The organism is Paraburkholderia sp. JHI869 (genome assembly GCF_038900775.1).
In the GTDB taxonomy this organism is placed as follows: Bacteria; Pseudomonadota; Gammaproteobacteria; order Burkholderiales; family Burkholderiaceae; genus Paraburkholderia.
Window position 1 is genome coordinate 59,976 of record NZ_JAYMSC010000009.1, and the last position, 14,281, is coordinate 74,256.

14 protein-coding genes are annotated in these 14,281 nt (G+C 63.8%); 5 read left to right on the forward strand and 9 right to left on the reverse strand.

Annotation, left to right across the window (positions count from 1 at the left end; translation table 11 throughout):
- The first annotated feature begins 8 nt into the window (after positions 1 to 8).
- Entirely contained in the window at positions 9 to 1,103 is a 1,095-nt protein-coding gene (locus tag VSR72_RS17175) for a beta-propeller fold lactonase family protein (protein ID WP_342953543.1), read from the forward strand.
- 25 nt (positions 1,104 to 1,128) lie between these two features.
- On the opposite strand, the gene VSR72_RS17180 is transcribed toward VSR72_RS17175, so the two are convergent.
- From VSR72_RS17180 to VSR72_RS17195, 4 genes are all read right to left on the reverse strand, one after another.
- Positions 1,129 to 2,424 (reverse strand): MFS transporter, encoded by a 1,296-nt coding sequence (locus tag VSR72_RS17180; RefSeq protein WP_342953544.1) that lies wholly within the window; start codon positions 2,422 to 2,424, stop codon positions 1,129 to 1,131.
- Positions 2,425 to 2,536: 112 nt separating this feature from the next.
- Positions 2,537 to 3,751, reverse strand: coding sequence for an MFS transporter (locus VSR72_RS17185; RefSeq protein ID WP_342953545.1), 1,215 nt, complete (start codon positions 3,749 to 3,751; stop codon positions 2,537 to 2,539).
- The gene (locus VSR72_RS17190) at positions 3,748 to 4,539 is read right to left on the reverse strand and encodes a DeoR/GlpR family DNA-binding transcription regulator (RefSeq protein ID WP_342953546.1); all 792 of its coding nucleotides are present in this window, start codon (positions 4,537 to 4,539) and stop codon (positions 3,748 to 3,750) included. The genes VSR72_RS17185 and VSR72_RS17190 overlap by 4 nt, the downstream gene beginning before the upstream one ends.
- 141 nt (positions 4,540 to 4,680) lie before the next feature.
- On the reverse strand, positions 4,681 to 5,718 hold the full coding sequence (locus VSR72_RS17195) for a LacI family DNA-binding transcriptional regulator (RefSeq protein WP_342953547.1): 1,038 nt from the start codon (positions 5,716 to 5,718) through the stop codon (positions 4,681 to 4,683).
- 251 nt (positions 5,719 to 5,969) lie between these two features.
- On the opposite strand from VSR72_RS17195, the gene VSR72_RS17200 reads away from it, so the two are divergent.
- The 4 genes from VSR72_RS17200 (at position 5,970) to VSR72_RS17215 (ending at position 9,756) form a co-directional block, all read left to right on the forward strand.
- On the forward strand, positions 5,970 to 7,028 hold the full coding sequence (locus VSR72_RS17200) for a fatty acid desaturase (RefSeq protein ID WP_342953548.1): 1,059 nt from the start codon (positions 5,970 to 5,972) through the stop codon (positions 7,026 to 7,028).
- A 49-nt stretch (positions 7,029 to 7,077) separates the two neighbouring features.
- A complete protein-coding gene (locus VSR72_RS17205) occupies positions 7,078 to 7,401 on the forward strand; it encodes a non-heme iron oxygenase ferredoxin subunit (protein WP_321939159.1) in 324 nt (107 codons plus the stop codon).
- 97 nt (positions 7,402 to 7,498) lie between these two features.
- A complete protein-coding gene (locus VSR72_RS17210; protein WP_342953725.1) occupies positions 7,499 to 8,491 on the forward strand; it encodes a sugar ABC transporter substrate-binding protein in 993 nt (330 codons plus the stop codon).
- A 17-nt stretch (positions 8,492 to 8,508) separates the two neighbouring features.
- Positions 8,509 to 9,756 carry an FAD-dependent oxidoreductase gene (locus VSR72_RS17215; RefSeq protein ID WP_342953549.1) on the forward strand — a complete coding sequence of 416 codons (1,248 nt, stop codon included), beginning with the start codon at positions 8,509 to 8,511 and terminating at the stop codon, positions 9,754 to 9,756.
- A 101-nt stretch (positions 9,757 to 9,857) separates the two neighbouring features.
- Here VSR72_RS17215 and VSR72_RS17220 read toward each other — a convergent pair whose 3' ends face one another.
- The 5 genes from VSR72_RS17220 to VSR72_RS17240 all read right to left on the reverse strand — a co-directional run bounded on the left by VSR72_RS17220 (position 9,858) and on the right by VSR72_RS17240 (position 14,116).
- Positions 9,858 to 10,973: a patatin-like phospholipase family protein gene (locus VSR72_RS17220; RefSeq protein WP_342953550.1), complete on the reverse strand. Its 1,116-nt coding sequence runs from the start codon at positions 10,971 to 10,973 to the stop codon at positions 9,858 to 9,860.
- Between the two features lie 163 nt (positions 10,974 to 11,136).
- Positions 11,137 to 11,877 (reverse strand): GGDEF domain-containing protein, encoded by a 741-nt coding sequence (locus VSR72_RS17225; RefSeq protein ID WP_342953551.1) that lies wholly within the window; start codon positions 11,875 to 11,877, stop codon positions 11,137 to 11,139.
- 23 nt (positions 11,878 to 11,900) lie between these two features.
- A complete protein-coding gene (locus VSR72_RS17230) occupies positions 11,901 to 12,287 on the reverse strand; it encodes a DUF1987 domain-containing protein (protein ID WP_342953552.1) in 387 nt (128 codons plus the stop codon).
- Positions 12,288 to 12,305: 18 nt separating this feature from the next.
- Complete coding sequence (locus VSR72_RS17235) at positions 12,306 to 12,869, reverse strand: SiaB family protein kinase (RefSeq protein ID WP_342953553.1); 564 nt, start codon at positions 12,867 to 12,869, stop codon at positions 12,306 to 12,308.
- Between the two features lie 14 nt (positions 12,870 to 12,883).
- Positions 12,884 to 14,116 (reverse strand): SpoIIE family protein phosphatase, encoded by a 1,233-nt coding sequence (locus VSR72_RS17240; protein WP_342953554.1) that lies wholly within the window; start codon positions 14,114 to 14,116, stop codon positions 12,884 to 12,886.
- Positions 14,117 to 14,281: the final 165 nt, after the last annotated feature.

Genomic DNA, 14,281 nt, shown 5'->3' on the forward strand with positions numbered 1-14,281 from the left:
GAGAGTAGATGAAGAAGACGATTTTGCGCAGCGTGGCGGGTGCCGTTTTCGGGCTCGCGGCATCGATGGCTGTGCACGCGGCCAGCTACGTGTATGTGTCGAACGCCGACAGCCAGGACATTTCGGTGTTTCGCCTCGATGCGCAAAGCGGCGCGCTGGCCGCGGTCGAAACCGTGCCGGTGGGCGGCACCGTGATGCCGATGGCGTTTTCGCCCGACCATCATCACCTCTACGCTGCGCTGCGCTCGAAGCCGTATCGCGTGGTGAGCTTCGCCGTGAATCCGCTCGATGGCCGCCTCGTCGAACTGGGCCGCTCGCCGCTCGCGGAGAGCATGGCCTATGTGTCCACCGACGGCACCGGGCGCTATCTGCTTTCCGCTTCGTACGGCGGCAATTTGCTGGCGGTGAACCGCATCGGCGAAAACGGCGTGGCGGGCGATGTGCAGCAGACCGTGAAGACGGGCCCGATGGCACACATCATCCGCACCTCGCCGGACAACCGCTATGCGTTCGCCTCGGTACTCGGCGCCGACGCATGGCTGCGCCTGAAGTTCGACGCCTCGACAGGCGCGCTCACCGAAGACGCGAAGCCCGCCTATTCGCTGCCCAAGGATTCCGGCCCGCGCCACTTCCAGTTTTCGCCGGACCAGCGTTTTGTTTATCTGATCGACGAACTCGACGGCAGGCTGCACGTGCTCGCGTTCAACGCAGCGAACAACACGGTCAAGCCGATCCAGACGATCTCGATCCTGCCTGCCGACTTCTCCGGCGACAAGCCGTGGGGCGCCGACGTGCACCTCACGCCCGATGGCCGTCACCTGTATATCTCGGAGCGCACGTCGAGCACGCTGGGCGCGTACCGCGTGAACAAGGAGACGGGCAAGCTCACGCGCATCGGCACGTACGCCACCGAGAAGCAGCCGCGCGGCTTCAATATCGATCCTTCGGGCCAGTATCTCTTTGCAGTGGGCCAACTCTCGCCCACGCTGAGTGCTTACCGCATCGACGCGAAGAGCGGCGCGTTGCATGAGCTTGGCAAGTACCCGGTGGGCAAGGGCGCGAACTGGGTCGAAGTGGTGGATTTCGACGGTTCGAACGACTAAGCAACAAGAGGCGGCTTAGGTCGCCTCATTCCTGCTGGTTTTCGGTCGCGAAGCGCATTGCCTTTGCGTTGCGCGGTTCGGCTCGCGCCCGATCGAGTCCATCGATCGAGCGCAGCCGCGCAGGCGCCGAGAACACGATGATCGCGAGCTGAACGGCGAAACCGCATGCGGCGCCCACGAGGCAACTCGTCATGCCAAGGCGCGTGCTCAGGAACGCGCCGAGCAGGGCGCCGAGCGGGCGCGCGCCGAACGTCGCCATCATGATGACCGACGAGACGCGCGCGATCAGATCGCGAGGCGTGACGACCTGGCGCAACGCCGTGGTCGAGATGGTCCAGACGATCGGCCCGAATCCAAACAGAAAGAAGGCCAGAAAGACGGTCGCGCGCGAATGCGTGAGCGCGGTGCTCGCCATGAGCAGCGAGGCAAGCGCGGCGCTCATGGGGCCGAGCAGGATTTGCCGCCCGAATACAAGGCGCTTTGCGATGATCTTGTAGAGAAACGCGCCGCCCACCATCCCGAAGCCATACACGCCAAGCGCAACGCCCACGGCCGATGGCGCGAACGCGAGCCGGTGTATCGCATACCACGCGAACACGGCGAGCAGCAGATACCACGACGTGTTGAAGACGAAGGCCGTCGCCACGATTGGCCGCAAATGCGTGCTGCGCGCGATGAATTGCACGCCGTCGAAGAGTTCACGAGCAAGCGCGCGACGCGAACGCGGGCGCGGCGCTTCGGTGGGCAGGCGCGCGAGAAACCATGCGCTTGCGAGCGACAGGACGAACGCCGCGAGAAACGCAAATACGCCCGACGCCCAGCCCGCAAACATCCCGCCCACGGAAGGCCCCGCCGTATAGGCGATGCTGCGCGCGATTTCGAGCCGCCGGTTGGCGGTGAGCAGGTCGCCCGTTTCGACCATCGCCGCGACGAGCGAAGGCGCGGTTACGCTGAATACGACGGTGCCGGTTGCGATGGCGAAGCCCAGCGAGCCGAGCGTGTAGAGCGAAAGCATGCGCGCATGGAACAACGCGAACAGCACGAAGAGGGCGGCGGCGCGCAGCAGTTCGGTCGCGATCATGAGTGGCTTGCGCCGGCTGCGATCGGCAATTAGGCCGGCTGGCAGCGAGAGCAGCAGGAACGGCAGCGTATTGATGGCCTGCAGCGAGGCGCTTTGCTGCGCGCTCGCGCCTAGCGCCACCACGGCGACGATCGGGATGACCGCAATGGCCATCTGCTCGCTGAATTGCGCCGCGAGACTCGCATGCGAAAGATTGACGACGACGCGCTGAGGATTGGTGTTGCCTGTCGTGATGCTCATCGTAGATGTCCCGAAGTTTAGAGCTTCGGGATCGAGTCTACGTAGGGCGTGCGGGTGGGGATATCCGGATCTTGTGGTGATATTCGATGTCGATGCGCCGGGCGCTCGCAGGTCACTCCGCTTCGATGCGGTCCGCGTCACGCGTATCGCGGTGCACGTGCGCAGGCGTGGGCGATGCGCCGCGCGACGCATCCACATCACGAACCGCGCGGCTACCTGCAAAGCACACAGCGAGCGTAGCGAGCACGAGCACGCTGAGCGCAAGCTGCAAGCCAACTAACCCCGCGCCAAAACCGATGATCGGCGGCCCCACGAGAAAGCCCGCATAACCAGCCGTAGCCGCCATCGAAACGCCCGTAACGGGCGGATCGGTCGTGCGCCCGGCCGCGCTGAAAATCACCGGCACCACATTGGCGAGCCCGATGCCGACGCAGATGAACCCCACCACCGCCGTTGCGAGCGCAGGCGCTGCGAGCACTGCCGCAAGCCCCGCAGCCGAAAGCAGGCCGCCGAGCGCGACCACGCGCACCGCGCCGAGGCGCTTCACAAACGCGTCGCCCACTACGCGGCATGCCGCCATGGCGAAGGCGAATGCCGTATAGCCGACGCCCGCGCTATCCGCATGAGCGGGCAAGGCGGAGCGCAGATACACGGCGCTCCAGTCCGCAATGGCGCCTTCGGTCATCATGCAGAGAAACGCGAGCGCAGCGAGTTTGACGACGCCCGCCTGCGGCAACGCGAAGCCACTGCCCGACGCTGCTTTCGGGCGCGTGCCCACATCGCGCAGCGAGAAGAGGGCCGCGCCGACGATCAACACGGCAATCGGAATAGCGGGCAGCGCAAGACCGCTTAGCACCCCGAAGCCTGCTTTTTGCAGTACCGTGCCAACGGCTGCGCCCGCGAGACCGCCCGCGCTCCAGGCTGCATGGAACGACGACATGATCGGCGCGTTCCACACCTTTTCGATAGCGCTCGCATGACCATTCATGGAAACGTCGAGCGCGCCATTGAGCGCGCCGAGCAGCAGCAGCGCGGCGCATAGCAACGCTGCATTGGGCGCGAGCGCAGGCAACGCAAACGCGGCGGCGAACAGCACGCCGAGCAGCGCGGTCGCGCGGCCGCTGCCGAACTTCGGCGCGAGGCGTCCCGCAAGCGGCATGGCGACGATGGCGCCCAGCGCGAAGGCAAAGAGCGCGACGCCGAGCAGGGAGTCGCCAAGGAGCAACTTGTCCTTCACGCGCGGCACCTCGACGGCCCACGCGCCAATGCCGAAGCCGTTCGCCAGAAAGACGGCCGTGGTGGCGTAGCGTTCGCGTAGGGGTCTCATCGCGCCACCGTCACGTCGCCGCACGCGGCTTTCAGTTGCTTCAGATGGAGTTTCGGCACGTCGGCATCGACGACCAGATAGTCGAGCGAAGCAGATGGCGCGATGACGAAGGGCGCAGACGTCATGAGTTTTTCGGTGGTGACGGCCGCCGCAATCTGGCCGCTTGCTGCGACCATGGCGCGCTTCATTTCGGCATCCTCAGCATCGAATGCGGCGATGCCCTCGGAGGGATCGAGCGCGCATGCGCCGAGAAAGCACAGATCGGCCTTGATCTGCTGGATTTGCACGAGCGCCGTCGCGCCCAGCGCGCCCGCTGCCTGCGTGCTCACGCGGCCGCCGATCAGGATCACTTCGATGCCTGGGCGCTCGAGCAGCCGCACGCAGGCCTGCGGCGAAGTCGTGACCACCGTGAGGCCGGCGTTTTCGGGCAGCGCCGCCGCGATCTCGACGTTCGTCGAGCCCGCGTCGAGCAGAATCACCTGGTTGGGCTTGACGAGCGCGGCGGCGGCGCGCGCGAGGCGCGCCTTGGCCGGCAGTTGCTCGCGCATGCGCACGGAGGCGGGCTTGTTGGCGGGCGAGGTGAGCAGTGCCCCGCCGTACACGCGCTTGCAGTGCCCCGCCTCGGCCAGATCGCGCAAATGGCGCCGGATCGTGTGCTCCGAGGTGTCGAGCTGCGCGGCGAGGTCGGCGGCCAGCACGCGGCCCTCGGCGCGCAGTTTTTCGAGGATCAGGCGCTCGCGCTCGTCCGGGAGCAGGCCTTCGCTGGCCTCCTGGCGTGTTCGTTGCATGGGTTTGGGCTCCCGCTTGATCGTTGCGTTGCTCGTTGGGTTGCTCGTTTCGGCCTGGTGAATCGAGCAAAAACGAGCATAAAATATCGTAAACGGGCAATGCATGCAACAGGCGGCGCGACGGCGCGCGGGGAAGCCGCTTCAGGGCAGCGAATAGCGCGAATATGTCTCGATCGGCATGAGTGCCTGCGCAGGGGGCGTGCCGCCTGATACAGCGTTGCGCATCTGCTCGACAGCCGTGCGCAGCAGCAAACGCAAATCTTGCGAGAGCAGATAGTCGATCACATCCGCGCGCAACAGCGGTTCCGTCACGGCGTTCACCTCATGCGTCACGTAGAGCGTGCGGCCCGCGAGCCCGCGCTCGCGCAGCGCCGCCGCGAGTCCTTCGTTGCCGCCCGCCACGTTGTAGATGCCGTCGAGCGCGCCGTGCATTTCCATGCAGCGCCGCGTGGCCTCGTAGGTCGCCGCGCCCGAGTCGGCGCCCTTGATCACCTCGACGACATTCACGTGGGGAAAGCGCTGGCGCAACAGCGAGCGAAAGCCGATCTCGCGGTCTTCGTGGCAGGTGTACGAGAACGTTGCGACCACAACGGCCACCGAAGGCGAGGGCCGCCCCTCCAGGTGCCGGCCAACGAGGAACGCGGCCGACTGGCCGGCGGCGCGGTTGTTCACGCCCACGTAGGTGTGGCGCGCATCGGCGTCGACGTCGGTGATAAGCGTCACCACGCCAAGGCCGCGCGACATGCATTCGCGCAACGCCGACGTAATGGGCGGCGTGTTCGTGCAGATGATGCCGATGGCGTCCGCCTGCGCCCCCTCTGCGGCTTCGCGCACGCTCAGCGCGACGTCTTCGTCGCTGGCACCCACGCAATTGACCACGTCGAGCGTGACGCCCGCCGCCGCGAACTCGGCTTCGAGGCTCGCCGCCGTGCGCGTGAGTTCTGCGGTGAAGGCGTCGCCGGCCTGCAGAAGCAGGCGCACGCGCAGCGCACTGGACGCGGCGCGCGAGGCTGCGGGCAACGCGTGGTCATCGCTCGCGCCCAGCTGCCTGAGCGCCGCTTCCACGGCGCTGCGCGTGCGCGGATGCACGCCTGGCCGGTCGTTGAGCGCCCGGTCGATGGTCGCGCGGCTCAGTTGCGTGAGTTCCATTAACTGCTTCAGCGTGGGGCGGCTTTTCATCGGATCTCCGCAACGGGTGAGTGCGACATCATTTTGCCTCAATATGAGTCATTTGATGCGAGTATTTGAATTATATCTCCACGTGGAGAACGTTTTCAGGCGACCAATTTTTAGGTGAAAACCCTTTGATGATCAGAATGAGTCATTTTAGCCTTTGACGATGGCTCATTTAGAGCCTGTAATTCGCCTCAAGGATGAGCGAAATCAAGGCGGCTCATCAGCGTTCAACGTCATGCACGGGAGTTCGATTCATGTCCGCACAGCAAGGCTCGCCACAGGTCATCACGATGGACAGCTGGTATCGCTGTCCGCTCGACCGCAAGGTGCTCAAGGAAGTCACGCGGCGCAACGACCGGGTTGCCATCGCGTATTTCGGCGGCTTCATGGCGCTCGTGCTTGCCACGGGGGCGCTCGCCTGGCTTGCGTTGGGCACGCTCTGGTGTATTCCGGCCTTTCTGCTCTACGGCACGATCTACGCGTTCGCGGAGGCGATGGAGCACGAATTGCGTCACCGCACGCCGTTCAGGAGCGAGTGGCTCAACGAGGCCGTGCACTGGGTGATCTGCTTCATGACCTGGCGCGAGCAGATCTATAGCCGCTGGTCGCACGCGCAGCATCACACCTATACGCATCTCACGGCGACGGTGCCCGCCGACGTGGAAATCGCTGTCAAGCGGCCGGTCAACTACCTCAAGCTCGCCACCGACTTCCTGCGCATCTCGCACGGCATTCATCATCTCGGCAACATCGTGCTGCACAGCTTCGGCATGGTGACGAGGAGCGCGAAGGCTGTCGTGCCGGTGATCGAATATCGCGCGATGCGCCGCAATTCGCGGGTCATTCTCGCGCTGTATGTGGGTGTTGGCGTGTGGGCCTTCGTTGCGCATAGCTGGCTGCCGGTGGCGTTCCTGCTGCTGCCGCGCGCATACGGCGCCTGGCTGCATGAACTGCTGGCCATTACCCAGCACACCGGCCTGCGCGAGAACGAACTCGACCATCGTTTCTCCACGCGCACGCTGCGCCTGAACCCCGTGCTGCAGTTCCTGTACTGGAACATGAACTATCACGTCGAACACCATATGTTCCCCAACGTGCCGTTTCATGCGCTGCCCAAACTGCGCAAGGCGATCGAGGCTGACTTGCCGCCTGCTTACGACGGTTTGTTCGATGCGTGGTCGGAGATCCTGCACGTGTTGCGCATGCAGCGCCACGATCCGGACTACATGATCACGCCGCAGGTGCCCGGAAAAACCGCGAACGTGATGCTCGACATCGCCGGTTCGAATGCCTTTGCCGCCGATACGCAATGACGCGCGGGCTAACCCGTCAATTGTTCGAAAGATGGAGGAGGAGACGACCATGAACATTCTTCAATGGCACGAGGTGTGCGCGAGCGACGAACTTGAAGAAGAGGACGTGATGGAGTTCGAGCATGAAGGCGAGCTTTACGCGATCTATCACACGCCCACGGGCTACTACGCTTCTGCGGGAGTTTGCACACACGAAACGGCGCGTCTCGCGCAAGGTCTCGTATTCGGCGACATCATCGAATGTCCCATGCATATGGGGCGCTTTCACATTCCATCGGGCGCGGCAAAGGGGGCGCCGGTTTGCGTGAATCTCGCAACACATCCGGTCAAGGTGGAGGGCGGCACGATCTATCTTGGGCTCGCCGCCGAATGATTCGGCATACGAATCGTTGAATCACCACGAAAAAGACGCAACTTAGGAGACAGCCTTGAATATTCCTTTCCTGAAGGTGTTGCCGCTGGCGGCTACGGTGTTCGCACTCGCGCTGAGCCCCGCGGCGCACGCGGACCCGGTCGCGCATTTCGACTTCATTTCGCATGCGCCCGATTCGGACGCGTGGTGGAACACAGTCAAGAACGGCATCAAGCAGGCCGATGAGGACTTCAATGTTCAGACCGATTACCGTAACCCGCCCAATGGCGATATCGCCGACATGGTGCAACTCGTGAATCAGGCGGCGGCGCGCAATTACGACGGCGTGGTCACGACCATCGCGGATTTCGATCTGCTCAAGGGCGCCGTCTCGCGGCTGAAGTCGAAGAACATTCCCTTCATCACCGCGAATACGGGCACCGAGCAGCAAAGCGCCGAGCTTGGTGCGCTCATGCACGTGGGCCAGCCCGAATATCTCGCGGGCAAGGAAGCGGGGTTGCGTGCGAAGGCGGACGGCGTCAAGACGTTCCTGTGCGTGAACCATTACGCGACGAACCCGCTCTCGTTCGAACGCTGCCGCGGCTTTGCCGATGCCATCGGCGCGAACATGAAAACATCGGTGCTCGATGCGGGTACCGATCCCACGGGCATAGAATCGAAGGTGAGCGCGTATTTGCGCAATCATCCGGATACGCAGGCGGTGCTGACGCTCGGTCCGACCTCGGCCGATCCGACGATACGCGCGGTGAAGAGCCTTGGACTCGCGGGCAAGATCTGGTTTGCGACTTTCGATATCGACTCGGACGTGGCGAAGGGCATCAAGGACGGCACGATCAAGTTCTGCACCGATCAGCAACCGTATTTGCAGGGCTATATTCCCGTTGCGCTGCTGGCGATCATGCATCAGCGCCACAACGACGATGTGCTGCAGGCGCGCACGGCGCTCGAGCAGAACCCGAAGTTCCAGCAGCGCCTGAAGGACTACGGGCTCAAGCCTGTGTATGAGGCGCGCAATATCAGCTCGGGGCCGGGCTTCATCACGCCGCAGAATATTCAGCAGGTGTCTGCGCTCGCTGGGCAGTATCGTTGAGCGCGCAAGGAGTGAGCATGAGTGCGGGCGATGTCATGGTGGTGATTGGCGGCGGCCAGTGCGGCGCGCGCGCGGTGCAGGTTTTGCGCGAAGGCGGTTGGGAAGGCGCGATTACGCTGATCGCCGACGAAGCCGCGCAGCCGTACGAACGGCCGCCGCTTTCGAAGGCGGTGCTGCTGGGCGAGCGCACGCCGGAGCAGGGCGCCATCCACCGCGAGGCGTTCTATCGCGAGCAGCGTGTCGATCTGCGCAGCAGTAGCGCCGCGAGCGCGATCGATTGCGCCGCGCACACGGTCACCCTCGCGAGCGGCGAAACGCTCGGCTACCGTCGCCTGCTGATCGCAACCGGTTCGGAGCCGCGCCGCATGAGCGTGCCCGGCGCGGAGCTCGCGGGCGTGCACGTGTTGCGCAATGCCGGCGACGCGCTCGCCATCGCCAGCGAACTCGGGCCGGGGCGGCGCATTGCGGTGATCGGCGCGGGGTTCATCGGGCTCGAAGTCGCGGCCTCGGCGGTGCAGCGCGGGTGCGAAGTCGTCGTGTTCGAAGCCGCACCGCGTGCGCTGATGCGCGCGGTGCCCGCAGAGGTGGCGCAGTGCCTCGTGGACCTGCATCGCGAGCGCGGCGTGGACGTGCGCTTCGACGTGCAGGTGCAGCGCTTCGAGGGTAACGGGCGCGTCAACGCCGTCGTGCTCGGCGACGGAACCGTTGTGCCATGCGATGCGGTCGTGGTCGGCGTTGGCGTGTCGCCGCGTGTGGCGCTCGCACAGGAAGCGGGACTTGCGATCGACAACGGCATAGCTGTCGATGCCACGCTGCGCACCAGCGACCCGGACATCTACGCAGCGGGTGACGTGTGCTCGTTCGTGCATCCGCTGTATGGGCGGCGCATTCGTCTTGAATGCTGGCGCAACGCCGAGGACCAGGCGCGCGTGGCCGCGCTCAACATGCTCGGCCACGATGAGGCGCACAGCGCCGTGCCCTGGTTCTGGTCCGATCAATATGACATGACGATCCAGATTGCGGGCTTGCCTGCGTTCGGCGCGACGAAGGCCGTGCGCGCAACGGGCGCAGCATCGAAGGTGTTTTTCGCGCTCGACGAGACGGGCGTGCTGGTGGGCGCGAGCGGCGTGGGGCAAACGGGCGACATCGCCCGCGACGTGCGCATTGCGCAGGAACTGATCGCGCGCCGGGCGCGCATCGAACCCGAGCGACTTGCCGATAGCGCGACCAAGCTCAAATCGCTGCTCGCCGCCACCGTGCAGTGAATGGCCGTACCGATCTGCTCGGCCGGCGGCTCCACCCGCCGGCCTTTTTTCCACTGCGGTTCGAGTGGGGCGATAGGGGCCTCATGCCCTATCGCTTTCTTTTATTCTTCGTCCGCGCTGTAGACGCTTAGTCCTTCTATCGGATCCATCGGCGCTTCCCAGGGTTTTGCTTCAATCGCGCGCATGGCGGCTGCGTAGCCCGCGCGCCGGCGCGCGGCAATGCCGGACGGCGTGAAGTCGATGTCCTTCAACTGGTCGTCGCCGTCGAGCCGTGGCGCCGCGAGCTTGATGAGCCGCATGGTGGTTTCGCAGCCCCATGCCGCGAGTTGTTGCACGTCGATTGAGTCGCGCTCGGCCTCGGGCAAGCGCTTCGCCAGTTCGCGGATCACGTGGCGCAAGCGGTGTATCTGCTGCTGGCGCGCGATATGGCTTTCCGTGCGGCTCGCGTATTGGATGTCCTTCTGCCGTTCCGCGATCTGCCAGATGCTTTCCGGCTCCGGGCCCGCTGGATTCCATACCTGCACCGAGAAGATGACCGAGCTGTTGCGCGGCTTGTCGTCGAGCACGACCTCGACCGGCGTGTTGGAATAGATGCCGCCGTCCCAATACGGCTCACCGTCGATGCGCACCGCCGGGAATGCGGGCGGCAGCGCGCCGGAACTCATGATGTGCTCGACATTCAGGCGCTGGTCGCGCGAATCGAAATAGCGCATCGCGCCCGTGCGTGCATTGACCGCGCCCACGGTGAGGCGCGGATGCCCCGCGTTGAGCAATTCGAAGTCGACCAGGGCGGTGAGCGTGTCGCGCAGCGGTGCGATCTTGTAGTAGGACGCGCGATCGACGCCTAAGCGCGCGAGCGGACCGAACCACGACGCCGGGTTGGGCTGAAAGAACCCCTCGATGCCGCCGCCGATGATCATCAGCTTTGCAAACGTCTTGTCAAAGCCAGGCCATGCGGCCGCGTCGAGGCGCGTGCGGTCGGTGACGCGATGCCAGAATTCTTCCAGACGCTCGAAGCGGCGCTCTGGGGCGTTCCCGGCGATCAACGCAGCGTTGATCGCGCCAATAGAAGTGCCGATCACCCAGTCGACCTGGATGCCTGCTTGGTGCAGCGCCTCATAGACGCCGAGCTGATAGGCGCCCAATGCGCCGCCACCCTGCAACACGAGTACGACTTGCCCAGGTAATGCCAGGCGTGCCGGCTGTTTCGCTGTCATCGATCGCCTCGCTCTATTGGCCGCTGTTTGGCATTCCCGACGCGCGTTTTCGTGAACTTTCGTGACCTGAATTCTTCATACGCGTCGCCATTTTCTCCGCACCATTGTAGTGGCGTCAGGAAAAGATGAGCGTTGCGCGGCAACGGCGAGCAAGCCGCTGTTTTCAGCCTGCCGAGGCGATCTGGCCTTCGAACGTCACGCAGTTTCGGCCGCCGCGCTTGGCGGTGTACAACGCGGAGTCCGCGAGTCCGTATGCGGTGTCGAAATCGGTGCCGGCTGCATTGTCGCTTACGCCGAAGCTGGCGGTGATGGCGCGGCACACGGGCGCCGGGAACGCGTGGCTCGCAATGGCCGCACGCATGCGCTCGGCGAGCTGCAGGGCGTCGGCAATATCGAAGCCCGGCAATACGACGGTGAACTCTTCGCCGCCCACGCGCCCGATGATGCCGGTCTCGCCGAGAATGCGCCGCAGGCAGTTCACGATGCCGGAGATGACGCTGTCGCCAGCCGGATGGCCGAAGTCGTCGTTGACCTTCTTGAAGTCGTCGATATCGAGCAGGATCATGACCGCCCGATTCGCGCGCAGCGCCTTCACCGTGCGTTCGATCACGGCGCTGCGGTTCAGTACGCCAGTCAGTGCGTCGTGCGTCGCGCGATATTGCAGTTGCTGCGTGAGCGCCTGCATTTCGCGCTCGGCGCGATCGCTGCGCCCGATCAGGCGGCGCGTTTCGCGCATCAGGCGCTCGTAATGCTGGATCAGCTCGATGAGCGCCTCGCGATGACTTTGCGCGTGCGACTCCGAACCCGCGGCAATCGCACGGGCCCGCTCCAGCGCCTCGTTTTCGCTGCGGAACAGGTCAAGGTAATGATCCTTCAATGTGTCCCGCAGGGCAGTCGTTTCCACGCGCGTTTTCCTCAAAGCGTCCGTCAAGTCGCAACCGGGCAATCATTGAATTTGATTGCCGTGAAGTCGGTTTGCAGTTCCTCGCCGAATTCGAGGATCGTTTCGTCTTCTTCGTCGCGATACCAGTTCACCTGCACCTGGTTGCCCGCCGCGGCGGCGCGGTCCAGTGCGTCGAACACGCTGAACAGCATTTTCGTGCTCGAGCTGTTGAAATAGGTGAGCGTGACCTCGACCGTGATCGCGGCGTTCTCACAAGCCTTGAGCCACAGATTGAGCCGCTCGATGATCGGCGCATAGAATGCGGCCGCATTCTCTGGGTACGATTCGCCTCGCAGTGACAGGACGTTTTCGTCGAAGCGGAAGTCGATCTCCGGCGACGTTGCCGTGGCGGCGATAAAAAGGTTATCCATTTTGTACGCGTGCCCTGGTCAGATGATGGTCTTGAGGCAAAACAGTGTGGTGCCCGTCTCGTCTTCGCGTGGATGGAACGCGAATTCGAGCGGCGCACTGGCGTCGCGCGCCATCGTCAAGAAACCCAGTCCCGCGCCTTTGCTGTCGGCAGGCGTTTCGGCGCGCAACGACATTTTGTAGGCCTGCTTGATTTCTTCGATCGACATATTGCGCAGCGGCTCCAGCTTCTCGCGCAGTTCGCCCACGGCCGCCGTGGCGATGGGATTCACGCAGACCATGAGGTGGCGCTCGCCTTCGGCGGAAATGCACATCGCGCCTTCGCGAATGGCGCCACCGTGGCCAGGATCCTCGGAAAGCGCGTCGCACGAGTAATGCACGATATTGTGCGAAAGCTCGATGAACGAAGAGAAGATCCTTCTGCGCGTGGACGTGCTCAGTCCCGCCACTTCCAGCTGCAGCTTCACGACCTCGCTCATCGCCGCGACGATGCTGTGCGAGAAATAACCCTTGTGATAGAAGAGCAAATTGCGCTTCTGTGCGATTTCGAAGAAGCAGCAGTTTTGATCCAGAATTCCAGACATATTGGTGAACTACCTCAAACTCGTGCGAAGAAAAGCGTGACGTCGTCGCGGCGCGCCTGTGAGCCTTGCCATTCGGCAAAGGTTTCGAGCAGGCGTGCGCAGATGAAAGAAGAAGCGTGCTCGCGCCCGGCGAGAATCCGCTCGAGTGTGCGGCGTTTTCCGAAGGCGATTTTTCGCGGGCCGCCAATCTGGTCGGTCAGACCATCCGTGGAAACGAAAAGCAGGCTGCCGTACGGCACGGCCACGGCGTGCCGGGTCCACGTGTAGTCGGCGAGGCTGTCGACATAGCCCACGCCCATGCGGTCGCCTGCAATGCTTTCAAATTCGGCGGCGTCCGGGCGCAATACGTGCAGGGCGACTCGCGCGCCAGCAAAGTGCAGCACCTGGCTGGCGGCGTCGAACCAGAAGAACGCGGCGTCGAGGCCGTCGTTGGACTGCGGGGCGTCGCCTGTGCCGTTGATCTGCCCGAGCAGGCCCTTCACATTGCGATTGACGGCTGCCAGCAGCGCGGAAGGGTTGCGCGGACCGATCTGTTCGAGCGCCTGCGAGAGCGAAGCCGAGGCGAGCAAGGTCATGAAAGCACCGGGCACGCCGTGCCCGGTGCAGTCGGCGACCGCGCCGAACCAGCCGTCGGCGAACGCCGCGAAATGGTAGAAGTCGCCGCCCACCACGTCGCGCGGTTCCCAGACGAGCGCGGCATCGGGCAGCATGGTCGCGAGCGTTTCGCGGGAAGCGCGCAGCATAGCCTGCTGGATCACGCTCGCATACTCGATGCTCTGCATGATCTGACGATTCTTTTCCGCCTGCATTTCCGCCACGACGGAGAGCAGCCGCAAGCCATTGCCTACCCCGACGAAGCGGCCTTCGCGCGTGACGATGAAACCGTCGACCAGCGCCTTTTCACCGACTTCGACCGTCTTGAACGTGAGCGCTTCGATGCTCATGTCCACATCGACGATCAACGGCTCCTTGTCCATGAACGCGATGCAGCTCTTCTTGTCGTATAGCTCGCGATGAAACGGCTTGCTCATCTGCGACAGAAAAATATCGCGATTGATGAGGCCGATGGGGCGATCTTTGTCGATCACTGCGAGACTGGCCATGTCGCGCCTCGAATAGAAAATCTCCATGACGAGAGAGTTCGAATCCGAAGCGTCGATGGCCGGGACTTCCAGAGCCAGTTCTCCGGCGCTGCGCGGGCCTGCGGGAAGACCCGGACGACGAAACTGCGCGAGCGCGGGGTGCATGACTATCCATTCCGATTAATATGGAGAATCAGCACGCTAATGGCTATTTATGTCATTCTCGTTACATGGTCCCGAGTAAGCGCTCAATTTGGCTTGTTTAATACACCGTAACGATCCGCAAACTTCGCGCTAACGTTTGCGCATTTTTTTCGCTTCCCAGGTGCA